The 26,245-nt window shown below is 49.2% G+C and carries 22 protein-coding genes and 5 pseudogenes; 9 read left to right on the top strand and 18 right to left on the bottom strand.

Features of this window, described 5'->3' with window-relative positions:
* From DZ54_RS21400 to DZ54_RS0112130, 6 genes and pseudogenes are all read right to left on the bottom strand, one after another.
* Window positions 1–282 (bottom strand): annotated as a pseudogene (locus tag DZ54_RS21400) (response regulator); the annotation flags it as partial.
* Window positions 283–385: 103 nt separating this feature from the next.
* The gene (locus DZ54_RS27165) at window positions 386–1,363 is read right to left on the bottom strand and encodes a GAF domain-containing sensor histidine kinase (protein ID WP_338057054.1); all 978 of its coding nucleotides are present in this window, start codon (window positions 1,361–1,363) and stop codon (window positions 386–388) included.
* 8 nt (window positions 1,364–1,371) lie between these two features.
* Entirely contained in the window at window positions 1,372–1,719 is a 348-nt protein-coding gene (locus tag DZ54_RS27160; RefSeq protein ID WP_338057053.1) for an ECF transporter S component, read from the bottom strand.
* A gap of 10 nt (window positions 1,720–1,729) precedes the next feature.
* Window positions 1,730–1,939, bottom strand: coding sequence for a hypothetical protein (locus DZ54_RS27155; RefSeq protein ID WP_338057052.1), 210 nt, complete (start codon window positions 1,937–1,939; stop codon window positions 1,730–1,732).
* 148 nt (window positions 1,940–2,087) lie between these two features.
* Window positions 2,088–2,651 carry a PhnA domain-containing protein gene (locus DZ54_RS0112135; RefSeq protein ID WP_025674359.1) on the bottom strand — a complete coding sequence of 188 codons (564 nt, stop codon included), beginning with the start codon at window positions 2,649–2,651 and terminating at the stop codon, window positions 2,088–2,090.
* A gap of 173 nt (window positions 2,652–2,824) precedes the next feature.
* The gene (locus tag DZ54_RS0112130; RefSeq protein ID WP_025674357.1) at window positions 2,825–4,216 is read right to left on the bottom strand and encodes an L-cystine transporter; all 1,392 of its coding nucleotides are present in this window, start codon (window positions 4,214–4,216) and stop codon (window positions 2,825–2,827) included.
* 370 nt (window positions 4,217–4,586) lie between these two features.
* Between DZ54_RS0112130 and DZ54_RS0112125 the strand changes: the two genes are divergently transcribed.
* The gene (locus DZ54_RS0112125) at window positions 4,587–5,543 is read left to right on the top strand and encodes an alpha/beta hydrolase (RefSeq protein ID WP_025674356.1); all 957 of its coding nucleotides are present in this window, start codon (window positions 4,587–4,589) and stop codon (window positions 5,541–5,543) included.
* 83 nt (window positions 5,544–5,626) lie between these two features.
* On the opposite strand, the pseudogene DZ54_RS21390 reads toward DZ54_RS0112125, so the two are convergent.
* The 3 pseudogenes from DZ54_RS21390 to DZ54_RS21380 all read right to left on the bottom strand — a co-directional run bounded on the left by DZ54_RS21390 (window position 5,627) and on the right by DZ54_RS21380 (window position 9,752).
* Window positions 5,627–6,977 (bottom strand): annotated as a pseudogene (locus tag DZ54_RS21390) (TldD/PmbA family protein).
* A pseudogene (locus DZ54_RS21385) lies at window positions 6,974–8,361 on the bottom strand (TldD/PmbA family protein). The pseudogenes DZ54_RS21390 and DZ54_RS21385 overlap by 4 nt, the downstream one beginning before the upstream one ends.
* A gap of 243 nt (window positions 8,362–8,604) precedes the next feature.
* Window positions 8,605–9,752 (bottom strand): annotated as a pseudogene (locus DZ54_RS21380) (fatty acid desaturase).
* A gap of 292 nt (window positions 9,753–10,044) precedes the next feature.
* Between DZ54_RS21380 and DZ54_RS0112105 the strand changes: the two are divergent.
* The 3 genes from DZ54_RS0112105 (at window position 10,045) to DZ54_RS0112095 (ending at window position 13,206) form a co-directional block, all read left to right on the top strand.
* Window positions 10,045–11,631, top strand: a complete 1,587-nt coding sequence (locus DZ54_RS0112105) for a hypothetical protein (protein ID WP_025674355.1) — start codon at window positions 10,045–10,047, stop codon at window positions 11,629–11,631.
* A gap of 119 nt (window positions 11,632–11,750) precedes the next feature.
* Window positions 11,751–12,752 (top strand): response regulator, encoded by a 1,002-nt coding sequence (locus DZ54_RS0112100; protein ID WP_025674353.1) that lies wholly within the window; start codon window positions 11,751–11,753, stop codon window positions 12,750–12,752.
* Between the two features lie 4 nt (window positions 12,753–12,756).
* Window positions 12,757–13,206, top strand: coding sequence for a PAS domain-containing protein (locus tag DZ54_RS0112095; protein WP_025674351.1), 450 nt, complete (start codon window positions 12,757–12,759; stop codon window positions 13,204–13,206).
* A 17-nt stretch (window positions 13,207–13,223) separates the two neighbouring features.
* Here DZ54_RS0112095 and DZ54_RS23615 read toward each other — a convergent pair whose 3' ends face one another.
* Window positions 13,224–14,645: a diguanylate cyclase gene (locus DZ54_RS23615; protein WP_128080519.1), complete on the bottom strand. Its 1,422-nt coding sequence runs from the start codon at window positions 14,643–14,645 to the stop codon at window positions 13,224–13,226.
* 268 nt (window positions 14,646–14,913) lie between these two features.
* Window positions 14,914–15,717, bottom strand: a complete 804-nt coding sequence (locus DZ54_RS0112085; RefSeq protein ID WP_025674347.1) for a M48 family metallopeptidase — start codon at window positions 15,715–15,717, stop codon at window positions 14,914–14,916.
* A gap of 193 nt (window positions 15,718–15,910) precedes the next feature.
* On the opposite strand from DZ54_RS0112085, the gene DZ54_RS0112080 reads away from it, so the two are divergent.
* Complete coding sequence (locus DZ54_RS0112080; RefSeq protein ID WP_025674345.1) at window positions 15,911–16,351, top strand: hotdog fold thioesterase; 441 nt, start codon at window positions 15,911–15,913, stop codon at window positions 16,349–16,351.
* A 58-nt stretch (window positions 16,352–16,409) separates the two neighbouring features.
* Here the strand turns inward: DZ54_RS0112080 and DZ54_RS0112075 are convergent, their stop codons facing one another.
* The 4 genes from DZ54_RS0112075 to DZ54_RS0112060 all read right to left on the bottom strand — a co-directional run bounded on the left by DZ54_RS0112075 (window position 16,410) and on the right by DZ54_RS0112060 (window position 18,937).
* Window positions 16,410–17,204, bottom strand: a complete 795-nt coding sequence (locus DZ54_RS0112075) for a DUF2797 domain-containing protein (protein WP_037330536.1) — start codon at window positions 17,202–17,204, stop codon at window positions 16,410–16,412.
* 131 nt (window positions 17,205–17,335) lie between these two features.
* The gene (locus DZ54_RS0112070) at window positions 17,336–17,653 is read right to left on the bottom strand and encodes a hypothetical protein (protein WP_025674342.1); all 318 of its coding nucleotides are present in this window, start codon (window positions 17,651–17,653) and stop codon (window positions 17,336–17,338) included.
* A gap of 95 nt (window positions 17,654–17,748) precedes the next feature.
* The gene (locus tag DZ54_RS25260; protein WP_164831590.1) at window positions 17,749–17,892 is read right to left on the bottom strand and encodes a hypothetical protein; all 144 of its coding nucleotides are present in this window, start codon (window positions 17,890–17,892) and stop codon (window positions 17,749–17,751) included.
* 121 nt (window positions 17,893–18,013) lie between these two features.
* Window positions 18,014–18,937, bottom strand: coding sequence for an endonuclease/exonuclease/phosphatase family protein (locus DZ54_RS0112060; protein WP_025674340.1), 924 nt, complete (start codon window positions 18,935–18,937; stop codon window positions 18,014–18,016).
* Between the two features lie 284 nt (window positions 18,938–19,221).
* On the opposite strand from DZ54_RS0112060, the gene nrdD reads away from it, so the two are divergent.
* The 4 genes and pseudogenes from nrdD to DZ54_RS0112040 all read left to right on the top strand — a co-directional run bounded on the left by nrdD (window position 19,222) and on the right by DZ54_RS0112040 (window position 24,231).
* Window positions 19,222–21,363 (top strand): anaerobic ribonucleoside-triphosphate reductase, encoded by a 2,142-nt coding sequence (gene nrdD / locus DZ54_RS0112055; RefSeq protein WP_025674339.1) that lies wholly within the window; start codon window positions 19,222–19,224, stop codon window positions 21,361–21,363.
* Window positions 21,364–21,373: 10 nt separating this feature from the next.
* Window positions 21,374–21,871 (top strand): anaerobic ribonucleoside-triphosphate reductase-activating protein, encoded by a 498-nt coding sequence (gene nrdG / locus DZ54_RS0112050; protein WP_025674337.1) that lies wholly within the window; start codon window positions 21,374–21,376, stop codon window positions 21,869–21,871.
* A gap of 74 nt (window positions 21,872–21,945) precedes the next feature.
* A pseudogene (locus DZ54_RS21370) lies at window positions 21,946–23,128 on the top strand (amino acid aminotransferase).
* 86 nt (window positions 23,129–23,214) lie between these two features.
* The gene (locus tag DZ54_RS0112040) at window positions 23,215–24,231 is read left to right on the top strand and encodes a methyl-accepting chemotaxis protein (RefSeq protein ID WP_025674335.1); all 1,017 of its coding nucleotides are present in this window, start codon (window positions 23,215–23,217) and stop codon (window positions 24,229–24,231) included.
* 109 nt (window positions 24,232–24,340) lie between these two features.
* On the opposite strand, the gene DZ54_RS0112035 is transcribed toward DZ54_RS0112040, so the two are convergent.
* The 3 genes from DZ54_RS0112035 to ylqF form a co-directional block, all read right to left on the bottom strand.
* Window positions 24,341–24,616 carry a type II toxin-antitoxin system RelE/ParE family toxin gene (locus DZ54_RS0112035; RefSeq protein ID WP_025674333.1) on the bottom strand — a complete coding sequence of 92 codons (276 nt, stop codon included), beginning with the start codon at window positions 24,614–24,616 and terminating at the stop codon, window positions 24,341–24,343.
* Window positions 24,616–24,876 carry a CopG family ribbon-helix-helix protein gene (locus DZ54_RS0112030; protein ID WP_025674331.1) on the bottom strand — a complete coding sequence of 87 codons (261 nt, stop codon included), beginning with the start codon at window positions 24,874–24,876 and terminating at the stop codon, window positions 24,616–24,618. The genes DZ54_RS0112035 and DZ54_RS0112030 overlap by 1 nt, the downstream gene beginning before the upstream one ends.
* An 84-nt stretch (window positions 24,877–24,960) precedes the next feature.
* Window positions 24,961–25,905 (bottom strand): ribosome biogenesis GTPase YlqF, encoded by a 945-nt coding sequence (gene ylqF / locus DZ54_RS0112025; protein ID WP_025674329.1) that lies wholly within the window; start codon window positions 25,903–25,905, stop codon window positions 24,961–24,963.
* Window positions 25,906–26,245 lie beyond the last annotated feature (340 nt).

Below are 26,245 nucleotides of genomic sequence, written 5' to 3'. Positions count from 1 at the left end.
CTTCAAGTTCAAAAGCGTCTGCGGCGTGCTCTTTGTAGGCGGTGGTGAGATGATAAGGTGGCGCGTATTGGTATGTAAACTGCGTGCGAGCAACACCCCATCAATCGACGGGATATTAATATCTAAAAACAACACGTCCACGTTATGGCTTTGCAGATACTTTAGAGCGGGCAAACCGTCATCAAAGCTAGCTACAATCTTGAGATCACTATGTTTTTCAATCAGGTATCTCAATTCTTCTTGAGCGAGATATTCGTCTTCAACAATGACAGCGCGCATTATGCCTCCTTGTTTTCGACCGTAAATGAGACCCGTGTTCCCGGATTCAGTGGCTCCACGGTTAGGCCTTGGCCGTAGAGCATGATTAAACGCTGGTGTACATTCATCAATCCAATATGGTGGCTATCGATAGTGCATGATAAAGCTGTTCGACAATGCTCGGATCGATGCCCACCCCGGTATCAGTGATGCTAATTTCTGCTCTTCGGCCAATTGCGCGTACCGCAATGGTGACATCGCAAGGGTGACGAGAAGGCTGAAAACCGTGTCGGATCGCATTTTCAACCAGCGGCTGAATCAGCAAAGGCGCAATAGTGATAGCAGTGGTTTCAATATCAAAGCGGACCGTGAGTTTGTCACCAAAACGTGCTTGCTCAATCGCGACATAATCTTTGACTTGTTTGATCGCATCACTGATCGGGATCAGATCCTGGGTGCGCTCTAGGTTATAGCGCATAAAATCGGCTAAATTGGCAATCAGGCCGCGGGCATCATCGGGACGTAAGCGGATTAAGCTGGAGATCGCATTGAGGGCGTTGAACAAAAAATGAGGGTTGATTTTACTTTGCAAGGCAGAAAATTCAGCCTTGCTGGCCATCTCTTTAAGATTTTGGATCCGCGCCACTTCCATTTGCGTAGAAATCAATTGTGACAAGCCAATCGCCATTTCCTGCATCGGGCGACGAATTCGATGGGGCTGGCGATAAAACACTTTTAAGGTGCCGGTGACCACACCGCTCTCCCAAAGCGGAATGATTAACAGTGAGCGAAAGTCATGCACATTTAAATCATTGCTGATGATTTGTTCACCGGTTTTGACCGCTTGTTGGGTCAGGCGACTGATTTGGTGGTGCGCATCAATATATTGCTCCTCGCCAATCCCCACGTAGGCTAATACATCGGTGGTATCGGTAATAGCCACGGCATCGGCACCGGTATCGTTGCGAATAATGCTGCATGCTTTGGTTAAGCCACGCGCTTCACCGCGCCGGAAATAGGGCAGAGTGCGGTTGGCAATATCTAACGCCTGCTTAGCTTGCTGGGCGGCCAAGTGCTCTTTTTCGTCATCTATGTACTGTACCAATTGGATGATCAAGCCAATACACAGGTGCCCGCTATCATCGGAAAGCTAATAGTCGCAACAATATGTTGGGCGAGGGTTTGATCGCGAGTAAGCAAGAGGATGAGCAGCATCGTCAGCGATTCACAGACCATTCCCGCCAAAATGCCGTAGCGTGCGTAATGCTTTTTATCCGCCCGATAGTGAATCAGTGCAGACAGGCACCCAGCAATAATACTGGCGATCAAACAGGCTTGTGAGGTCGGCCCATCAATATCAATCAGATAGCGGTGAACACCAGAGATCACACCCGCCGTGATCCCCACCCAAGGACCAAACAAAATGCCGCCCGCGACGATGGCGATGATCCGGACGTTCACCAGTGACCCATCAACATTCACCCCGGTATAGGTGCTGAAATAAAGCAAACAAGACAAACAAGGCGGCAATCAACGCCGTTTCCATCGGATGGCGCTGGGTTTTCTGCACAATGGTTTGAATCAGGTGGGTGCGAGTGAGCCAAAACAGTGCCATAAGGAGAAGGGCGGCGCGTTCAAACACCGCCAGCAACATTAAAAATTGGTCGTTGTAGAATAGCAAGGCGGATTACCGTTTATAAATCCAGCGTGTTATTACCCCGTTTTATCACACACGTAGAAAGTTGGGTGGGGCAGATAAAGCGGATCGAAGAGAAAACCGCACCAAGCGTTGGGCGTTGGACGTGTATTACGCTTGGTGCGTTGTTATGTTATTTACGGCGGCAGAATTCAGCAATCACAAACAGGGTTTGGCCGTTTACTTTACCCTGTACATGGGTCGGATCGTCGGTCAGGTTAATGCCGCGGATCACGGTACCTTGTTTGATCACCTGGCTTGAGCCTTTCACGGGCAAATCTTTAATCACGGTCACGTCGTCGCCTTTTTGCAGCGCCACACCGTTTGCATCCAGCACTTTGACTTCTTCGATATCTTGACCGGTTTCTGCCCACTTACGCACATCGTCTTCCATATACATCATGTCGAGATTATCTTGCGCCCAAGTTTCGGCAGAAAGACGCGAAAGCTGGCGGTAGGCAACCACTTGTACTGCCGGCTCCTGGCTCCACATGCTGTCACTCAGGCAACGCCAGTGATTGACATCCATGCTATCCGGATTGTTTAACTGATCATTACAGGTGCCACAAACCAATACGCAGCTGTTTGCTGTGGTGTCTGGCGAGTACGGGACTTCATGCACAGATAGATTGTCTTGGCGGGTACAAAGCTCACATTGGCCGCCACTGCGTGCCTGAAGTGTTTGTTCAATACTCATGTTTTATCTCACAACGGGCAGGGAGGTCCCTGCATTCATAATGCGGCAGAGTGTAATCGCTGACATAAATTCTTACAAGTTATAAGGGATTAAGTCAGCAAATCGATGGGTGAGAGTTGAAACAAAAATGCCACGCAAACGCGTGGCATTTTGTAAATAGTGACACAGCGCAGTTAAGCGTTTGCCGTGTCTTGTTTCACCACTTCGTGATGGTCGAAGATATTTTTATCTTGGCCACCGGTTAAGCGAGAGGTGAGCGTGCCAGCCGTCATTGAGCCACTGACGTTAATCGCGGTGCGGCCCATATCAATTAAGGGTTCAATTGAGATTAACAGACCCGCTAGCGCCACTGGCATATCAAGTGCCGAGAGCACAATCAGTGCGGCAAAGGTGGCGCCGCCGCCCACGCCAGCAATGCCGAAAGAGCTTACCGTGACGATGGCAACCAAGGTTGCGATAAAGCCAGGGTCAAGCGGGTTAATGCCAATGGTGGGTGCAATCATCACCGCTAGCATGGCAGGATACAGACCGGCACAGCCGTTTTGCCCCATGGTGGCACCAAATGAGGCGGAAAAATTAGCACTCGCCGGATCGTTACCCAAATTTTTCATTTGAGAATCGATGTTAAGCGGGATAGTCGCGGCACTAGAACGAGACGTAAAAGCAAACGTCAGGACTGGCAGGATCTTTTTCAGATATTGAGCTGGACTCATTCCCACCAGGCCGATTAAGACCAAATGCATCACCAAAATCGCGCCTAGACCAACATATGAGGCGACAACAAAGTTTGCCAGTTGCAAGATTTCACTGACATTTGATCCCGCAATAACCTTTGTCATAAGCGCTAAGACGCCGTATGGAGTCAAACCGATGATCATACGCACCAAAGTACGAACTAGCGCCTGCGCCACATCCATAAAGCGTTCAAAACGCTCACTCAGTTCAGGTTGCGTGCGCGATAACGTCACGCCAGCCACGCCCACTAGCGCAGAGAAAATCACCACGGCAATCGTAGACGTTGGGCGGCTTCCTGCTAAATCTGCAAACGGATTTTGTGGGAAGAACGAAATCACCATATCCGCGAGCGATAGATTTTCAACCGTACCCAAGCGTTCTTCAAGTGCCGCCCCGCGTGCCATTTCTTGCGCACCTTGTACGATATCCTGTGCGGATAAGCCAAATAGACTGCTAACAAACACGCCAATCAGTGCGGATGCCGCGGTGGTGGCGAGCAAAATCCCAATATTTAAGCTCGAGACTTTACCCAGTGATCCCGAGTCTTTGACCTTTAAGATGGCACCAATGATAGAGACGGTTATCAAAGGCATAATGATCATCTTAAGCAGGTTCACGTAGCCAGCGCCAACAATATTGATGTAATTAATGGTGTCGCGTGTAATGGCGGCATCAGCGCCATAAAGGGCTTGCAGTGTCGCACCAAAAGCCACACCTAACCCCAGTCCGGTAAAGACACGTGTTGAGAGCGATTTTTGCTGCTTATGCAATCTCACTAGCACCGCCAGTAACAGCGCAAAAGCGATCAGATTTAAAAGGATAACTGTCATAGTTGGCGTTCCCATCTAGAGAATTATAATAATTTGAGCGTTAGATCCCGCGGATGTCGCTAAGAGATCGATATGGGTTCGCATCTTATGCCGACTGGTGCACATAATGAAGACATATGTCACATTACTACTAGATAAAAAAAGCACTTATTAAAACCAAAAAGAATATAGAACAGTTATTGCGCAATTTGTGACGACGTATCGCGCAATCGCGATGGGAGCCATTGCGGCCGGTTTTAAAACGAACGTTCGTCCTAGGAATACACCTAGGGTTCCGGTAAGGTAACTCTGCGCGTGTTGGCTCGCCCAAACCGTGTTTATTTTTAGACGCATACCAGGAGTGATGTGTTATTGATTTAAAGGATTCACAATGAGCAGAAAAATCTACTTCTCGACCCCGGGCCGGTTTAGTGCAAAACGTACCTTAATAGGCGCGATTAGCCGTTGTCATCATCGACTCGCCCCCAGTCATGCAAGGAAGATTGCCCGTAAGCTCTTTCTTACTCCCTCGCGTAGCCCTGCGGTGAACGCGGCACCGAATGGTTTAGAGCGGTTTACCGCACAGAGTCAGCAAGGCGAGCTACAGATGTATAGCCTCGGTGCAGGCCCGACGTGGTTACTGACTCATGGATGGTCCGGTTCGGCGAGCCAATTTTTTCCTTTAATGGCGCATATTGCCTCATTAGGTTTTCGTGCTGTGGCGTTTGATCATCCTGCTCATGGTGAAAGTGGTGGACACGAAAGCCACATTCCTGGGTTTGTGCAAGCGATTAACGATGTACTGGATCAAGTAGATAATGTGTCTGGTGTCGTCGCCCACAGTATGGGTGCTGCTGCAGTTCTCGAGAGCCAACACCCGCAGTTGGATGACTTACCACTGCTCTTAGTCGCGCCGGTGTTGAATTATCGTGAGAATTTGTATGCAACGGTGCGTCAGTCCGGCTATTCACTCAAACTGTTTGATGAAATTGTACAAGAAGTCGGTGACCAACATGGTTATCCGATTGAAACGATCGAACCATTGATGAAACTCGGCTCGCGTCGTCATCCGGTGGTCATTGCCCATGACAGAAACGATCGTTTTGCCTCGTTCAGCGTGACTGAAAAAGCAAACGACTATCAACATGTCTGCTTGCTGCCCACTGATGGGCTAGGGCATGGGCGGATTTTAAAAAGCGACGTGACTTTACAAGCGTTTACTGATCTTGCGGCCAAGACGGATCCAGCGGTGCACAGTGTGGAGAGCGCAACGTCAAGCAGCGATATCGTAGCGCCGGAAAATAACCGACAGACAACTGAGACCAGCGCGTCAGTTATGGATGTGTAAGTCTCCGGTGAACAACCTAAAAAAGGCACCGACGTCCGCGGTGCCTTATGGGGCGTGTAACATGTGGCTTATAGAAAAGCGTATTACTCGCCAGCTATAGACAAACGGGCAAACCGGATCCGAGGTGCGAAGAACGCGCCATCGTAATTAGGCGTGACGGTGTTACCAATCGCATCAATCTCATTGAGCAGGGTGTAGAAGTTACCCGCCACCGTGATGCCACGCACGGGGCGAACGCGCTTACCGTCACGGCATAAGAAGCCACTAGCCCCAAAAGAGAAGTCGCCACTGATGGCATTGGCTCCAGAGTGGACCCCCTGCAGTGAGACGAGCTCGAGATATTCGCCTGCATGCACCTCCGTGTCATTTTGTTTGCCTGCGCCAATGAGATCGTGACGCGAGGTTACGTCCAACCCCCCTTTAGGCTGCGGCCGGCGTTGGCAGTATGGCGCATGCCAAAATGGTTGGCTGTGGCGCTATTATGCAAAAAACCCACTAGTATGCCATTTTCAATCAGCGGCGTGTCCGTGGTGGCAAAGCCTTCACTATCAAACGCTTTGATGCGCATCCCCCATCGATACGTGCGATGTCGGTGATGGTCAGTGCCGGATCGGCAATCGGCTTTCCAACTTTATCACGCCATGGGTTAGTACCACGCTTGGCTGCATCGCCTGAAAAACAACTCCCGAACGCGCCTAATAACTCACTCAAACAACTGTGCTCAAACACCACGGCGTATTGACCAGTTTTGACTGGCCCACCGTCGAGCAGCGCATCAGCGGTTTCATAGGCCAAGCGGGTTGCATGGGCATGATCTAAATCAGCGAAGCGACGCGACACCGAGGCACCAAGGTGCATCGATTGCTTGCCGTCATGGTTGAGCAGTGCTGCGGTATAACAGCTAAAACTGCGTTCATGATGGTAGCAGCGAGTACCCAGCGTATTAGCGAGTAGCTGATATTGGGTTTGCTCGCCGTAGCCATTGTAGGGCGCGCCTGTTGCCCGTGGCTGATTGATCACGTCTTGTTCCATCGCGAGTGCCAATGCGATCTTATCTTCAATCGGCGTATTATCCGCTTGAAACAACGTAGGATCTTGGCTATCAATCTGCTGCCCCTCGGCACGGATTTGCTGGTCAGGATCGGCTTTAGTAAAGCTCGCATTCGTTAGCGCGGCGTTGACCATACTGGCAAGACTGTCGCTATCTAACGATTCTGAATAGCTGGTGGCGATTTGATCGCCCTTGATGACGCGCACGCCAATTACTTGCCCGGCGGTGACTTTGTGCTCAGAGAGATCACCTTGATCGGCTTTGAGTGACAGGCTTTCGCTGGCGTTAGCGATGACGTCCGCGTGGGCACCTTTTGCCTGCACCAGTGTTAATACCTGATCGACGGCATCGCTTAGGGTTGCTTTCACGTTTTGCTCACTCATGCGTTACCGCCTCCTACTAGGATGTTATCGACTTTCAGTGCAGGTTGACCCACAGTCGTCGGTACCGCGCCGCTCACGGAACCACACATACCCGCGGCGAGGGCGAGATCCTTACCGACCATGCTAATTTCTTTGAGCACTTTCGGGCCAGTGCTGATTAACGTTGCTGACTTGAGTGGTGCGGTGATTTGGCCATCTTCTACCAAATAGGCTTCTTGTACCGCGAAGTTAAACTCACCGGTGCCGGGCTGTACCGAGCCACCGCCCATTTTTTTAGCATAAATGCCACGTTCCATGGAGCCAATCATCTTATCAAGATCATCATTACCCGGCTCGATAAAGGTGTTCCGCATCCGCGAGGTTGGTGCGAACTTATAAGACTCTCGACGGCCTGAACCTGTCCGCGCATAACCGGTTTTAAGGCTACCCATATGATCGACCATAAACGCGGTGAGCTTACCGTCTTTGATCAGCTGGGTATGCTGGGTCTCCATGCCTTCATCATCAATGTTGATTGAGCCCCATGCGTTGGCTAAGGTGCCATCATCGACGGCGCTGACGACAGGGCTGGCAATCATTTCACCCATTTGGTCATGAAAGACTGAGGCTTGTTTGGCCACCGAAGTGGTTTCCAGTAAATGACCGCAGCTTCATGAAAAATTACGCCGCCGAATCCATTACCAATGACCACCGGCATTTCACCAGAGGGGCAGGTTTGGGCGCCAAGTTTGGTTAATGCTTGGCGCGCGACACGTTCACCCATTGCTGCCGGATCGAGCGCTTGGTGAAATTCCCAACCGGTCAGTGCGCCCGGTGCATCAAAGCCGGTTGATTGCTCTTTGCCATCGGTGGCGACGGCGGTTGCAGCAATTCGAGTGTAATGACGCGTATCGCTAACGTGTAACCCGCGGGAGTTAAAGATCTCAACCTGTTGTTCACGTTGGCCAACACGACCAATAATCTGAGATATTTTGTCACTCTCGGCGCGTATGCGTTGGTCCACTTTGCGTAAAAAATCGACTTTATCTGCCACATGTTGGTCACGAGATAAAGGCTCAGTAACCGGATGTTTATCATTTAAATGCGTCAAGTTAAGGGGGCCGGCATTAGCGATTTGATCGCGTTTGTCACGCGCGCACAGCAAGCTGGTCACTTTTTTAAGCTGTTCTTCATGGCGACTATTGGTATAGCCATAAAGGACTTTATGACCGAAAAACAGACGAATACCAATGCCAAAATCAATCCCTGAACTGACTTTATCCACCTCACCAGACAATAACTCGACGTTGCCCGAGTGATGGCGCTCGACAAAGAGTTCGGCGAAATCTGCGCCCATAAACATGGCGTGGTCAATCACCGATTTTGCCGTTGATGGATTCAGCATACTTCCTCCTAAGAAGTGTGTTAGCGAACCTTTTATTCTACCAAGCTTTTATCAGCAATGATCACTGCGCGCAGTGAGTGCATGATATTTCATCTTTTTGTGTGTGATTTGCCAGTGGCTACGCATAAAAGCGCCGCTGTGGGGGCACGAGAAGCCTTGCCAAACCGCGTCGCGATAGAGAATAAAAAGAAACCGGCCAGCATGACTGACCGGTTTTTACACGACGTTGACAATGATTTAGGATTAGCTGGCATATTTCGCCGTCAGCACCTGCCAGCTCCGTTTTTGCTGATGAAAACGCAGTTTCAAATCTTGATATTGCTGGCTTAACTCCGCTTTTTCTACTTTTTGGCGTAGTTTATCGCGCTCAAGTGATAATAACTGCTTTTTGAGCGTGTAATAGTCAGCCATCTTCGCCACCAAGGTATCGTATTCTTGTTGCAGAATCTGCAAGCGATGAGCGGCGTTGGGCTTGTTGCTTAGCTTTTGTGTTGCACGCTGGAGCTGCATTGTCGCCCGTGCTTTTTCAATTTTTTCTTCCGGCGTCACACGTAGCTTTTCAGCCAACCCCAGCCAAGAAGCGGTTTTAATTAACCACTTCGTGGGATCAAATTGCCACCAGCGAATGCCGTTACGATAGTCATTCTCAAAGATGTGATGAAAATTATGGTACCCCTCACCAAAGGTCATGAAGGCTATGACGCCATTATCGCGGGCTGTATTCTTCTCTGTATACGGCTGGCTCCCCCATACGTGAGCCAAGGAGTTAATGAAAAAGGTGGTATGATGGCTGAGCACTAATCGTGTAAAGCCGACCAGTAAGATCGCGCCCCATACATCGCCGTGAAGCAAGCCAAACGCAATAGGAAAACCAAAGTTGGTCGCCAGCGTCAGTGCTAGGTAGTGTTTGTGCTGCCACATCACGATCTTGTCTTTTTGCAAGTCACGGCAATTGCTGTAATCACCATAACGGTCTGGATGGTATTCACGTAACATCCAACCTAGATGTGAAAACCAAAAGCCTCGTTTCGCTGAGTAAGGGTCGACATCGTTGTCATCCACGTGACGATGATGAATACGATGATCGGATGCCCAATGGAGTGCACTGTTTTGGAGTGCAAACGCGCCCCCGATAGCGAAGATAAACCGCAAGGCCGGATGGGCTTGATAAGTTTTGTGGCCCATAGCCGATGGTAGCCTGCCGTTATCGACAGTCCACAAAAACTAAAAGCGACAATCAGTGCGGTGATTTGTACCCAATCGAAGCCGTGGTGCCAGGCCCAAAGTGGGGTGCCAATGACTGACAATAAAAAACGTAAGGTAAATACGCTGATGTTTAGCCAAATCAAACGTGGTTTCTGTGGGGATGAGGTTGTCGTCTTGGTTTCCATAACTCTTGTCTTTATTTAAGCGTACACTTGTACGCTAGAATAGATGGGGGTTATCACTGGGTCAAGGCCTCGTCATCCCCTTTGTGCGTAAAATTGTTTCTGGGTTTGTCACTGAAAGGTTAATACTTGAAATGGCTATACTTGCATGAACACGCGATGAGTAAAACGCCGCACGGTGCCACGATCTGTCTGTTTGTTCATTTTTTTTATTTGACATGTTTTTGATTCGTATAGTTTTGGAGATTCGTGCCGATATGTTTACTTGTTCCTTATTCACGAAAGGTTAGGCAGTATGATGTCCTATCCGGCCATACCGCACTTTGTGAAGGCGATGGGCCACCGTGTGGTGAGTTACATCTTGAATGTCACAGAGGCCGAAGGCCGCTTAATTTTAATGCAGAAACTAGGGTTAAGTCGGGTCCAGCGTGACACGCTTAATCAATATATTGAGTTGTGCCGCCAGCTACGGGTGTCCGCGGTTGATCAGGGAGAAAGTGAGCAGTCTTTTTTTTATCGCCTCCCGCATGTGATGCAAAATGGCCGTCATGTCTTTAATGTGTGGCGGGCACAACAAGGGGGTGAGCTCGCCACGCGGATCACCACCGCCGATCCCTTGACCAGTGCATTTTGTCAACTGGCCGGAGAGCTATATCCGCTGTTTCTGATTAAAGCGGGACAACGGCCGCACCTTTTTTATCGGGGAGCGGGTTACCTGACCGCAGCGATCGAGCAATTCCCTGTCAGTAAGCTGGTGCAAAAGCGGATGGCGGCGGATCCTGCTTTATCAAGATTATTCACCACCACTGGCAAAGAGCCGCAGCAAACGTGTGGTGATTATAAAGATGCAACTGGGCATCGAGGCGTGGTGAGCTTGGCGAGTTTGCCAGTATCGATTTTGGTCAACAGTTATGACTTAATGCGGATACGTGGCGTGGTCAGTGCCGATCGTTTCGTCACTACGGTTCAAGAGATGTTAGAAATGGCACGCAGCCTTGCCGATGGAGAAGTTGCGCATATTCCCATGTTTGTGGGGTTTCGTAATGCGGCGCTCACTAATTTAGCCGAGCTAGACACCAAATGGGGAAGTGTACGCCGCTATACCCCGGGTATTGCTGAATATGTCTTACAAGCGGCGGGTCTGATGGCGAAGCGACGTAACAATGGCTTTATGTTGGAGTCTGGTTATGCGTTTGCGATCAACTTTGGCGACTTTCTGGAAGATGATGATTGGCCCGAGGAAGTTCTGGATGCGGAGACCGAGCAGCAGACCACGGAACTGAATATTATTTTGTGTATGGCGCTTTGTTACCTCGGACAGCACAAGGCGTTTGTCGCACCAGAGTGGGTATGGCGTATTGACCCCTTTTCATTGGACAACCGACGACAAGATTTTAGCACCGTGGCGGAAACCAGCGATCCTGTGGCAATCGGTGATGCAGACTTAATGGATATCGAACGCTGGAGCATGCTGGTGGATGATACGGATTCAAGCGGGATTCGATTGGCCATGTCTCGTCTCTACGCGGCAGCAAAAAAGCCGGCAACACAAGATGCCTTGGTTGATGTGATCATCGCGTTACGCAATATCTTTGCCGCCAGTGAAGATATTGTCCCGATAAAAGCGGCGCTGAAACCCATCGTCGAGCAAGAAACGGATCTAGCGATGATTGACTGGTTAGCGGATGATTGGCGTGCCTTACTAACAGGGGAGTTTGATGATGATCCTGAGACCGTGAGTGACAAGGTGTACCACTGCGTTCAATTGTGCTTAACCTGTTTACGCCATTTCTACTTATATGCCCCCGAACAGATGAGCCGGCCGGATCGGCTTTCCTATCTGTGCGAAAACGATATCACGCAACCAAACGTGAACTCTTAGCGAGCACAAAGTATCTCAGTGATTTTTACGGGTTATCCCTCATACCCAGCGAACTTGGTTTATGCTTACAGTGATCACGCTGCCATACTTTCAGCTAAGAAGTCGAAAAGGAGAGGCTTTTGACCAAACAAATACTGATCACTGATGATTCTGCCCTGGCGCGCAAACAGTTGTCTCGAACCTTGCCCAAGGATCTTGATGCTGATGTGCACTTTGCTGAAAACGGCAACGTGGCACTCGACGTGCTCAACAGTCAGCCAATCGATATCATGTTCTTAGATTTGACTATGCCGGAGCTAGACGGTTACCAAACGCTAGAGGCCATGCAGGAAGCGGGAATGACCACCCCAGTTGTCGTCGTCTCGGGTGATATTCAGCCATTGGCACAACAGCAAGTGTTAGAGCGAGGCGCAAAAGATTTTGTTAAAAAGCCGATTAGTCGCGAGCGGGTCGATGCCTTAATCAAAGCTTACCTGCCTGACACATCCACGGTAGACACTCAGCGCACGCACACGTCGCATGAAAAACTGAGTCGCCGTGATATTTATATGGAGGTCGTGAACATTGCCATGGGCCAGGCCGCGGATAAACTCGCCCGGCATTGCGATGTTTTTGTCCATATGCCCCTGCCTCAGGTTAATGTGTTTGAAGTGACCGAATTAACCATGACGATTCGCCATCTGGCACAGTCCAATACCATGAATGGTGTGTGTCAAGGCTTTAGCGGTGAAGGGATCGCTGGTGAAGCGTTGATGTTGATCAGTGACTCGAGTATTACTGAAATGGTGCAACTGCTCGACTACCCAGACGACGGGTCGGTCGATAATGAATTAGAGCTACTCGTCGATGTGAGTAACATTCTAATCAGCGCTTTTCTCCGCGGGTTGGGAGAGCAGGCGGCGTTAGAGTTTTCGCAAAGCTATCCAGCATTGCTTGGGCAGCACGCTGATGTTGATCAATTGATTGCGACGATGAAAGGGTCATGGAAACGCACAGTGACGATTGAGGTTAGTTATCAGATTGATGGCACGGAGATTAAGTGCGATCTTCTCCTACTGCTTTTGGACGAATCACTGCCGTTACTGGATGCCAAGTTAGCGTACCTGATGGATGAGGAGTAATGGGATGAGTACAGAAGATTTTGATCAATTCCATTGGATGCTAGACATGGTGCAGCACATCGATATGGGGTTAATCGTATTGGATCGCGATTTTCACATACAGATGTGGAATGGATTTATGATCCACCATAGTGGCAAACATGCCAAAGACGTGCAAAATCGTTCACTGTTTGAAGTGTTTCCGGAGATAAATGCACCTTGGTTTCGCGCTAAGTCTCAGCCGGTTTTTGAATTACGTTGCCGCAGTTTTATTGTGTGGCAACAGCGCCCATATTTGTTTCGCTGCCGCCACGTACGTCCAATTACTGGACAGTTACCGTTTATGTATCAAAACATCACCATGCACCCGATGGCCAATACGCGTGGTGAAGTGAATCATATGTTTATTTCGATTCAAGATGTAACCAATGAGGCGTTAGCCAGTCAGAGCCCTAAAGTGACGACATCATCATAAACACAACACGTCACGTGTTATCGCGTCGGATCACAATGTGCAAAGATGCCACCGTTTAATGACCTTTTCGCATAATACATGGCGGCATCCGCGCAACTTAATAACGCTTCAAACGACTCGCCATGTTCGGGATAACATGCGATACCAATACTTGCTGATAGTGTGACGTGTTGATTATCATTGACGTGAAAGGGCTGGCTTAAACTGGCAATGATCTTTTCAGCCACGCGTCCTGCATCGTCGGGATGACTGGTGTACTCGAGCAATACGGCAAATTCATCGCCACCGAGACGAGCGAGCGTATCAGAGTTGCGAATACTATTACTCATACGCTTGGTAGTTTCTACGAGCACGCTGTCACCTGCGTCATGTCCATGGGTATCATTGATCGCTTTAAAGCCATCTAAATCAATGAAAAGCAGAGAAAATAGGGTCCTATATTGCCGCGCTTGAATCAGTGCTTGATCGGCGCGTTGTTTAAAGGCCATTCGATTCAGAGCACCTGTTAAGGTGTCGGTATGGGCCATGTGTTCAAACTGCAGATACAACCGCTTAGTTTCATTTATGTCTTGATGAGTGCCCACCATCCGGATTGGATTATGGCTCCGATCCCACTCCATCACCTTGCCTTTCGATAATATCCAGACCCAGAACCCCTCTTTATGAAGCATTCTGAACTCACATTCATAGTTTTGCGTTAAGCCTTCAAAGGCTGATTGTATTTTCTCTTGAGCATGGACCGCGTCTTCGCTGTGACAAAGTGACTCCCACGTGGCTATCGTGATCGGAGAGAGCGCTTTTTGGCTGTATCCGATGATGTCGGCCCAGCGATCATTGACCACCAGCTGACCACTCGGGACGTGCCACTCCCAAGTGCCTACATGCGTACCACGGATAATTTCATCGAGACGGCCTCGTTCAAGCTGTAACTCATATTCGGTGCGGCGTTTTTTGCGTAGCACCAGCCACATTGTGGTCAATACGATGAAGAGCAAGCTAATGATGAGTGATGTTGCGACTAGTTGACCCACCTGCTGTTTTTCAAGCTGTTGAGTTTGTGCATCAACCATGTGCTCGAGACGATTTTGATAATGCCACAAAGATTCTTGCGTGGCGCGAAATTCACTGATGTCGGTAACGATAGAAAAAAGCACAGTATTACCGCGATAAGAAACCGGAACCGATGAGACTTTAACGGTACGGGTTGAACCATCGGCTAACTGATGACGAAACACAAAATAACGACGGTTTTCTAATATTGCCAGCTTTCGTTCCTCAGCAGCGGCGAGAGGGGATAAATCGTTAATCTCTGCGATGTTCATTTGCGCCAGCGTATCACGCGAATATCCATAAAATTCGCTAGCAGCTTTATTGGCGGCCAGGATATCGCCTTTATCGGGATCGATTAGCATCATGATCAGGGCATGTTTTTCAAACATCTGATCAAAGAAACCTGCATGGGGTTGTGACGTTGCTAACGTAAACGGCGCCCATAATATGCAAATCAAAAAAATGAAAGACTGCTTAATCACACAGAATCACTACCCACTAAAACCTAAATAAAGCGTAACACAGAGGTTAATATTTTGTGTGATAGGGGTGGCGCTACTAGCGTCTATCGATTGTAATTATGGAAAAAAAGTCGTGTTTGTGAGATTCCTCACTTTGTTATTAAAATGATTTTTTTGTTAAAATATTTGGGTGTGTTCAAGGTGTAATGTTTGGACGTTGACACTGCACGTGCATACGGTGGGGAACATGAGGTAAGCGAGATACACTCGTCTCGAGCGCTTTAATGCGCGTGTCGGGAGAAGGGTGCGTAGAGAGTAGCTCGGGTGGCGCGCCATCAGACGCTTTGGCCATATTACGCCATAGATCAATACTGGCACTCGGATTGAAACCGGCTTGATGCATTAGCTGTAGGCCAATCTTATCCGATTCTGATTCTTGCGCGCGGTTGTAAGGGAGTAAAATCCCCACTTGCACGCCAAGTCCTAGGCCCGCCATCGCCATGGCTGCATGAGGACTATCTGATAGAGACATGCCGGTAATCGTCAGCCCTAGTGCGGCAAGTTGAGAGCGAGAAAGACGCTCATTACTGTGATCGGCTAATACATGACCAATTTCATGGCCAATGACTGCTGCTAACTGATCGGGCGTTTCTGCTACATTAAGTAGGCCTGTATAGACGCCAACTTTACCGCCCGGTAAGGCAAAGGCATTCACTTGTTCACTGTCGAACACCACGACTTCCCATTCGGAGAAGTCGACTTGGGGAGGAACCACTTTTAAAATCGCCTCAGTGACGCACTGCACATACGTATTCACGGCTTTATCTTGACTGATCGGCTGGGATTGCTTCATCTCTTCAAATGAGCGCAGGCCTAGGTCAGCCATCTGATCGCCCGAAAAGAGCAACAGCTGATTGCGGCCCGTGGGTGAGTTTGAGCAGGCCGTTACTGTGAGGATTAAGCAGATAGACAGAATGACTGTGTTAGCCGTGCGTCGCATGATCGTTTCCTGTATCGTTTTGCCTAACATGGGCATTACCGGAGAGTGCCGAGGCCGATACTCAGCTAGCCTCTGTAATGTACTGCCTTATCGCGTCGACGTCTACGGTGTTACTGTCTCAGTGTAGCGCCAGCTTACGCGGATCATAAGGACAACCGTCATCGGTTATTGAATCATTAATAGGTAAGACATTGTGAGCATTTGGAAAAAAGAGATGTCGCTAACGGGGCTAAATGCCTCATCGGCGAATACCCTGGTTGAGCATTTGGGAATTGTTTACACGGCGTTTGATGACAACAGCTTAACGGGGACCATGCCGGTTGCCGCACACACGCATCAACCGCTGGGCATGTTACACGGCGGAGCGTCGGTGGTGTTGGCGGAAACCTTGGGATCACTGGCGGCAAATATGTGTGTGCCTGAAGGGAAGTATTGCGTCGGCCTCGATATTAACGCCAACCATTTACGCGCGATGCGACAAGGGACTGTGACTGGCGTCGCGAGCCCGATCCATCTTGGGACAACCACGCAGGTTTGGACTATTACCCTCCAAGATGAACGCGGACGAGCGGTGTGCGTGAGTCGTCTCACAATGGCGGTGCTGACGGATAAGCGCGCCGACAACGGTCGATAAACGTAAACACCGCACAAACCTGTGAGCAGACTTGCACGGTTTGATAGTGACGTTTCCGTTATTCGTGTGAGGTCGTGACTTCATAGCTGGTAAATTTACGCACATTGATCACGCCAGTATCGAAAATCAAATACTGGCCCTTTATGCCTTTCAATATACCGCTGACTTCCGGGTTTTTATCAAAGTTGTGGGAGCTTATTTTGGTTGGATGTTCAATGACAGGATAACTGAATGTCAGTGCATCTTGCTCCGCGGGCAAAATCGCTTCCTGGCCAAATTGTAAACGGATATCAGCAAGATCGGACGCAATGGCCTGGGTGAGGCGTTTAGCGTCTGTTTGTAAATCAAGTATGTCGTTGTCGCCTTTTAAAATCGCACGCCAGTTAGTTTTGTCAGCAACGTGTTTAGCGATCGCTACTTCAACCAGCCCGGAGACATGACGGGTTTTCACCCGAAAAATCGGTAAGGCTTGGGTGGCGCCTTGATCATGCCAGCGGGTTGGCATTTGGTTCGCTCGCGTGATCCCGACTTTTAAACCGGAGGTGTTGGCGAGATACACGATATGGTCGGTCATGCAGAACTGCTCGCCCCATTCAGGCTCGCGGCACGTCCCTTGCGCATAATGGCAGGTTTCTGGTTTCATGATGCACATGTCACAGCGCGCTAGCTTCTTCATGCAGGGATAACAGTGGCCCTGTGAATAGCTCTTTTTTGTTTTTCGACCGCACGCATCGCAGAAGATATTACCAGTGTGCGTGAGGGTCAGAGTATGACCGAGTAGCGGGTTGAGGTGCAGCTCTTGATCGCCCACGCGGAGAAAATACTGCACCGATGCGCCTGCTTCGGTGCGCATCTTATTTAAGGTTCCAATCACAACATTGCTCTTATAGTGATAAAGCGCCGAAGTGTAACAAAGGAAAGCGCCAGGAGTAAGGTTGGTCGATGCAGACACGCACCAATACCGACCTAACTGTTACTTCATGTTTACCCGACTCGCGCGTCAAGCATCGTTTGATCGTCGGTCGCGAATTCGCGGTAGAGAGTCACTGACACGATCAACAAGTCTTTGTGTGTATCTTCTCTGACTTGGTCAATCACAAAATAGTCAGCATTTTCTTCTTGTACACCACGCTCAGCAAGACGAAGCACATCTTCGTGAATGTTACCTTCAATGTCGACGTTCGCTGTTTTTTCGAAGTTGCCAAAATCAAGGGTTGATTTGGCAATTAACTCTGGAGCAGCAACGGCTTGAAATGATAGCAAAGAGACGCAAAATAGCGCGGCAGAGAGAACTTTTTTCATAACATATCGACACATGAATGGATTTGCTGACAACTTAACCATTGCGTGATCAGGCGTTGTCAGCGTGGTGTTAAAACAGCGATACGGCGAAAAGATTAGCGCGTGGCGTCTTCAATATCATCGCTAAAGACATCGTTATTGTCCGCTATGTTGGGGCAATGATACGCCAGTGTGTCATCAAGATAATTGGCGAGCAGGTCATCATCGGTGGGGATAACCTGATGCTGTAAAATATCCATTTTCTTCTCCTTTGGTGATCGTTAACTTATCACCTTCTCCGAGGCTAACGCTTCACTGTGTCAATACCATGACATTCCTGATGGCATTTCGACCTTGTCAATCTTTTGCGGTTGGGTCAACCTATTTCGACACGTGCGCCATCTCGAAACGCGCAACAATGGGGCAGTGGTCGCTGAGTCGATATGTCATTACCTTGTGATAGTCAAATTGGTACTGAAAACTATACCGCCATTGGGCCGTAATAGGCCCAGAGACCAAAACGTGATCCACTAAGCGGCTATACATCACCTGATTCCAGGTTTGAGTACGCCAGTTGTAACGACGCGCTTTACAGCGTGCTCGTACGTTTTTGGTTACGTTAACAATGTTTGGTAAATTAGACCCGATTTCAAGGCGACGTGCGTTAAATTTATGCCAAAATGGGTCATTATTTTCCCCGATATAGCGATTAAAGTCGCCGGCAACGATGACGTTTTCATCATCACGATCCGCGAGCCATTCCGCGAGCGCTCTGAATTGTTTACTCAGTTTTTTACAGCTACTTGTGCTTTGGCGTTGGTGAAAACATCCCGACTTGAGATGAACGGATAATAAGTGGACAGGCGCATGGCCCGGTGGTGTGACCACCAAATAAGTGCCATAACGCAAAGAAGGAGGGCCAAACAATCCGGGCAAGGCAATCTTGCGAAGATCTTTTGGGTCGTCCACTGGCCAATCCTTGCGCACAGCAATACCGGTCAGCTGCTGACTATGAGAAGAGGATTTGAGTGCTGTGTAACGGTCGGAGAAGTAATAGTGATATTTTTCCTTGGGGACCACACGAGCGAGTGCATCAGGGCTATCGACCTCTTGAAACGCCAGTACATCTGGTGAGATCTGAGCAAATATTGCCGCGAGTTGTAGATAATCCTCCTTATGGCGAAGACCTGCTTGTTGATCCGTCTTTAAGGTTAGCCATTCAAAATTCCATGTTGCTACCGTGAGTGCATAACTTGGGGCGGTATATAGCCCCAGTAGCATCAACAGTCCGACGAGTCGAAGCACGATTGCCCTTACCTTAACAGTTCCTTTTTCACCGTGATCTTACTGCAAATATCAAACGTGTCGGTGAGTTTGCGATCAAATTGCGGACAAGGTTTGATTTTAGCAAACAATTGCAACAGTACAGATCAAACAAACTGGGGAACTGATAGGCGTTTGATGGGTCGGCTTTGGTTATTCGAAAATTCGATGATCTGCGTCAACACAATCGATCCCGCATTTGCTATCTAATACCACATCTTGTGTTTTTTATATTTTTAAAATCCTATATATGGTGTGGAGGGCATATGCCAGCGGTAATTAAGCGCGACGGAACACGCGTCCCCTTTGATGCAGATCGTATCGTTCAGGCGGTGACGTGTGCGCGAGAATCAGCTCAGTCGCTGCGTGATGTTGAGTCATGCCAATTGACCGATGAGGCGATTCGTCGTTTAGCAGATACCATTGCGACGCAATTTGCTGGTGATGCCGAAGTCGATATTGATCACATCCAATATGCGGTAGAAGATGTACTAATGGCTGGCCCGCACAAAGCGGTCGCGCGTGCGTACATTGAATACCGTCACGATAGAGACATTGCACGAGAGCGTCGGGGACGATTGAATCATGAAGTACAAGGATTAGTCGGCCAAACGAACACCGAGTTACTGCATGAAAACGCCAACAAAGACAGCAAGGTCATTCCGACGCAACGCGATTTACTCGCGGGCATTGTTGCTAAGCACTATGCCAAACAACACATGCTACCGAGCGCCGTCGTCCGTGCCCATGAATCAGGCGAAATCCATTATCATGATTTAGACTATGCGCCTTTCTTCCCCATGTTTAATTGCATGTTGATTGACTTAGCCGGCATGCTGCAAAAAGGCTTTAAAATGGGCAACGCAGAAATTGCCCCACCTAAGTCTATCTCGACCGCCACCGCAGTAACGGCACAAATTATCGCGCAAGTGGCCAGTCATATCTATGGTGGCACGACCATTAACCGTATTGATGAGGTGTTATCGCCTTACGTAGAAGCGAGCTATCAAAAACACTTGCTGGTGGCGCGAGAGTGGGCCATTGGTGAGCCCGAGGCCTATGCGCGAGCGAGAACCGATAAAGAATGCTTTGATGCGTTTCAATCGTTGGAATACGAGGTAAACACCTTACACACAGCCAATGGGCAAACGCCGTTTGTCACCTTTGGATTAGGTTTAGGTGAATCGTGGTCCGCGCGTGCGGTACAACGTGCTATTTTAGCGAACCGTATTGCAGGCTTGGGCGAAAACCGCAAAACCGCTGTGTTCCCTAAATTGGTCTTTTGCATTCGAGAGGGCTTAAATCGACAGCCTGACGATCCGAACTATGACATCAAGCAACTTGCGCTTGAGTGCGCCTCAAAACGGATGTATCCCGATATTCTCAATTATGACCAAGTTGTATCGGTAACTGGTTCGTTTAAAACTCCGATGGGGTGCCGAAGCTTCCTAAGTGACTATGAAGAAAACGGCGAACTGATCCATGAAGGGCGCAATAACTTGGGCGTGGTCAGTGTGAATTTGCCTAGATTGGCGATTGAAGCAGAAGGGGATGAAGAGGCTTTTTATGCGCGCCTCGATGCGACCTTAAATATTGCTCGCCAAGCGCTCGACACCCGTATTGCGCGTTTTAAAGGGGTCAAAGCCCGCGTGGCCCCTATTTTATATATGGAAGGTGCATGTGGGATCCGCCTTAACCCGGACGATGAAGTCAGTGAGATTTTCAAACATGGCCGGGCATCGATCTCGCTGGGGTATATTGGCCTCCACGAAACGATGAATGCCCTTTATGGCAGCGATCCTCACTTATACGACAGTGTTGTGAAACAAAAGAAAGCGAAAGCGATTGTTGCCTATTTGCATGATGCGACCGAACGCTGGAAAGAAGAAACAGGCTATGGCTTTAGTTTGTATAGCACGCCGAGTGAGAATTTATGTAGCCGTTTTTGCCAGCTTGATACGCAAGCCTTTGGTGTGCTTGAAGGGGTGACGGATAAGGGCTATTACACCAACAGCTTCCACCTCGACGTGGAAAAACAAGTCACACCTTACGACAAAATCGATTTCGAAATGGATTATCCACGTTTAACCAATGGTGGATTTATCTGTTATGGCGAGTATCCCAACATTCAACATAACTTAGAAGCGCTTGAGAACGTCTGGGACTATAGCTACAACCGCGTGCCGTATTATGGGACCAATACGCCGATCGATGAATGCTATGAATGTGGCTTTACCGGCGAATTTGAGTGCACCAGTAAAGGCTTTACCTGTCCGGCATGTGGCAATCACGATCCTGCAAGAGTATCGGTGACGCGTCGTGTATGCGGCTATTTGGGCAGCCCGGATACACGTCCATTTAATCCGGGTAAGCAGCAAGAAGTGATCCGCCGCGTTAAACATATGTAGGGAGTATATCGTGCATTATCACCAATATATCCCGGTCGATATTGTCAATGGGCCTGGCACGCGCTGCACCTTGTTTGTCTCAGGCTGTGAGCATCAATGTCGAGGCTGTTACAATAAAGCCACATGGCCGCTGAAAAGTGGCCATCCATTCACCGACATCGTCAAAGATCAGATCATTAATGATCTCCTGGATACTCGGATCCCGAGGCGAGGGCTATCATTAAGCGGTGGCGATCCTTTGCATCCTGCCAATCTCGAAAGTGTAAAAGAATTGTTACAAGAAGTGGTGGTAAGCGCCCCGGATAAAGACATTTGGTTGTGGACGGGCTATACCTTGAGACAGTTATCCACTGAGCAGCAAGAGGTTGTGGCGTTAATTGATGTATTGATCGACGGCAAATTTATTCAAGCACAGGCCGATCCAAACCTCGTATGGCGGGGGAGTGCCAACCAATGCGTACACTTTTTATCCGAGCGCGCGCAGTCTCGACAAGAGAATCGCGGGTAAGAGGTTGCCAATTTTCCCGCATGGGGTAGGGTATAGCGTATCTTGAGCACCCAAGCTTAAAAGGACGTATTACTATGTTAGATCTGCTCTCGCCTGCCCAGCAGGACCCGATTCTCTCTTTGTCACTGGCTTATCGTGACGATCCGCGCGAGCACAAAATGGACTTAGGCATTGGTGTATACCGCGACAGTCATGGTCAAACGCCGATTATGCAAGCCGTTAAAGCGGCACAACAATCCCTGGCGCAAACTCAGCAAACCAAAGCCTATGTTGGCCTGGCCGGCAATGAAAACTTCAACCAAGCTATGGTCGATCTCTTACTCAAGGGGACAGACGCATACGATCGTTGTGCCGCTGTGCAAACGCCAGGCGCGAGTGGTGCGCTACGCATGCTGGGCGATTTGATGAATCTGGCTAAGCCCGTGACCACCGTATGGTTAACGGACCCCAGCTATGTGAATCACAAGCCGGTGATGGAAGCGGCAGGCCTGACGGTGAAATTCTATCCGTATTTTAATCGTGATACCAAAATGGTGGATGCTGACGCCATGCTGAACGCCTTATCGCAGGCAGGCGCGGACGATGTGGTCTTGCTACACGGTTGTTGCCACAACCCGACAGGCGCAGATATCAGCCTTAAGGAATGGGAAGCAATCACGGAGCTTGCTAATCGCAACGGCTTTACCCCGTTTGTTGATATTGCCTATCAAGGCTTTGGTGATGGTATTGAAGAAGATGCGCGAGGTTTGCGTCTTTTAGCTGATAATGTCGAAGAGCTATTGATTGCGACATCGTGTTCTAAAAGCTTTGGCTTGTACCGAGAGCGTACCGGCGCGGCCATTGTCGTCGGTAAATCAGCAAAAGAGGCACAAAATGCGAAAGGGCGCATTATGCAACTGGCACGCAGCACTTATACCATGCCGCCGGATCACGGTGCTGCGATTGTTGAGACAATTCTGACTGACAACACCTTAACCAAACAATGGCGCGATGAAATTGAGGCGATGAATACCCGTATCAACGCATTGCGTGAAGGCTGACGTCAGCCTTCGTGATCGCACCGGTGATGGTTATTTTGATTTTATCCAACACCATCGTGGCATGTTTTCGGTGCTCGGGTTGACGGGGGATCAAATAAATCAGCTACGAGATAAGCACGGCGTCTATGCGGTAGGCGACAGCCGGATCAACATTGCTGGCTTGGCAGAGCGGCATATCGATAGACTGGCCGATGCGCTGGTGGATGTGACGTCATAGATAGTCACTGATTACATAATGACATTCGCTCAGCCCGTCATACTTAGGTATGACGGGCTTTTTTATAACAGAGCACACATAATGTGATGTTCCCTCATGCTTTTAAACGACTCCATGGCCGCTTTGCAACATTTAAGCAAAATGTAGACAGCTTATCTTCAGGTAATGCCGATCTCACACTACGGCTACCGACAAAAGGCAATGATGAGCTGGATAGTATCTCCCATTCAGTGAATGATTTTATCGCTTACTTGCAAGACTTGTTACAGAAGGTGATGAGTGCAAACCAAACTTGTTCCAACTATGTTGAGCAAATCAGTGATGATGCCAGCCAAACATTATCAACGCTCGACGCCCACGTGAGAGAAACAGAAGGGGTCGCCACCGCGATTAACCAGCTAAGCGCCTCTGCCTCTGATGTCGCGGAGAACGTAAATCAAAGCCATGATGTCACGCGTCAGATGCAAACGGAAGCTCAGCAGGCACGGGAAGAAACGCAAGCATCGACGCGCAGTGTCTTAGCGCTTGTCGATAATGTGGAAGTGAGCGAACAAAAAGTTGCGCAAATGCGAGAGCATGCGACCGCGATTGAATCCATCCTCGGTGTGATTGGTGATATTGCCGAGCAGACTAACTTACTGGCCTTGAATGCGGCGATTGAAGCGGCTCGCGCCGGGGATCAGGGGCGCGGTTTCGCGGTTGTTGCCGATGAGGTGAGAAACTTAGCCTCACGGACGCAACAAAGTACAGGTGAAGTCGATAAGATGTTGGCACAGGTCAGCGACGCCGTCACCCAGGCCAGCCAAGCGATGCAAGAGACCCGGGAGCAGTGCGTGTTATCTTCAGAGCGCAGCCAACAGGTTGAGCAGCGGATTGACACCATGACCCAATCGGTGACGCAGGTTGATGAGCTAAGCACGCAAATCGCCACCGCAGCCACTGAGCAAAGCCAGGTCACCGAAGACATCAGTCAAACTATGACGTCTATCCGTGATATCGTTGCCAAACTGCATCAACATGGACAAACCACAGAGCAGCGAGCACACGATTTGCAAGCGGCAAATACGGCGTTGCAACAATTGGTCGGGCAATTTAAAGTCTAGCTGCATCTTTGCCAAAGGGGTATTCGCCCCTTTGGCATGTGACTGGTTGTCATGTAACCGGCCGTGTTAACGCTTATTTTTGAGGTAACGTTTACGACGGGCCTCTTTTTTAGCGTTTCTCTCGAGTATGCCAGATACGAAGCACATACAGAGTATATTCTTGTATTTCATATCGCATCTCATAGCTGCCAACCAAGAGCCTGCGAACTTCCCTGGGCTCAAAAGCATCAAGTCGCTCCCCTAGTCTTGGCTGATCTGACAATATGTTAGGCGCACTGGTCAATGAACGAATTATCTTTGCCGCTGCAATGGCATCTGCGGGCGCAAGGAATTCATAAAGTCGGTTTAAATCGGAAAGGGCTTTACTGGTCCACTTTATTTCCATTACCTTGGTATGTCCTTAGGAGACTCAGTCCCTAAGCTTTCCGCCCACGCCTGAACAGACTGATGATCAGCAACCCGATCATTGTCAACATCAGCCAACGCATCCAGTGTCAGTTTGTGACGCTCTTCTTCCATGACGACCCAATCCGCTAGAGCCTGTTTCACAACCCAAGCTTTAGAGCGCTCTAGACGTTGCGCTAATTCATCAACTTTATCAGCTAGCTGTAAAGGAACATGTGCAGTGACAACCTTAGTATTCATGATGTACTCCTAACCACTGTGATTCAAAGTTAATCATAGTTAATCTTGTTGTACTTCACAATACGCGCCCCGTGTTGTTCGACGTTAGCGCTTGTTTTTGAGGTAACGCTTGCGGCGAGCCTCTTTTTTAGCGGCTTTTTCTTCTTCACGGCGGGCGTTGTCTTCTTCAACCTGCACCAGCTCGGTTTCAATCATGTCCGGTTTCTCTAAGGTAAGGCCACCCAGCGCGCCAGCGCGTAAGTCGTGCAACAGCACTTCCGATGCTTTATGTAAGTCAACCCGTCCACCCGCGCGTAGACAACCGCGTTTGGCACCAATCGCTTCCATCAGCTCAATGTCTGTTTCGGGTAATGCATCAAGTTGATAGCGTTCTTGTAGTCGCTCCGGGTAGGCACTCGCCAAGTACTCCACGGTATAAAAAGCCACTTCGTCGTAGTCCATTGCGGTATCTTTCACGGCACCGGTTGCCGCGAGACGAAAACCGCTATGTGGGTTCTCAACCTTTGGCCATAAAATCCCCGGTGTATCCGAGAGCACAACGCCGTTTTGCAAGTTAATCCGTTGCTGCTGGCGCGTCACAGCGGGCTGGTTACCTGTTTTTGCAATTACTCGGCCGGCAAGGCTGTTAATGATGGTGGACTTGCCGACGTTGGGGATCCCCATGATCATCGAGCGAATATTTTTACCCATGGTTTCGCGGTGTGGGGCGAGTGCGCGACAGCGTTCCATAATACGATTAACTTCACTTTGCTGTTGCGTGGTGATTGCCATCGCCGACACGCCTTGCTCTTTTTCTAGGTGAGCCATCCACATCTCGGTCATTGTCGGATCGGCCAGATCGCGTTTATTCAGTACTTTGATCACTGGTTTATCGCCACGCAGTGTGCGGATCAGAGGGTTTTCGCTACTAAAGGGAATGCGTGCGTCAAGCACTTCGATAATCACATCGATCTTGGGGACGACTTCTTCGATTTCTTTCCGTGCCTTGTGCATATGGCCCGGAAACCACTGGATTTTGTTGTTAACCATGTTTGTACAACCTTGCTGATGCGAATGCGCCAACGTCATACAAGTCAGTGGCGCGACAATGGCGCGCATCATACCACTTAATCAAAGGGATTAGAAAAGCTGGGGCGTGGTGCTAAATGATTACCGCTTATATCCCCTTTTCGTGCTCAACTGCTTATCACACCATTTTTCAATAGAGGGTGCGTACAAGGTGAACAGGCCAATCATCATGGCGATGGTGCAGATTAAATAGATAGCTGCCATTGCAACCCTCCTTCTTGGTTAACTTTAGTATATACCTTTTTTCGCCTTTCCTCGGCCTCAAGTGCCGAGGATTGACGTATTTAGAGGTTAGGTCGAT

The organism is Salinivibrio socompensis S35 (genome assembly GCF_000513715.1).
Taxonomy (GTDB): domain Bacteria; phylum Pseudomonadota; class Gammaproteobacteria; order Enterobacterales; family Vibrionaceae; genus Salinivibrio; species Salinivibrio socompensis.
This window is presented reverse-complemented; position numbering and strand designations above follow the sequence as displayed.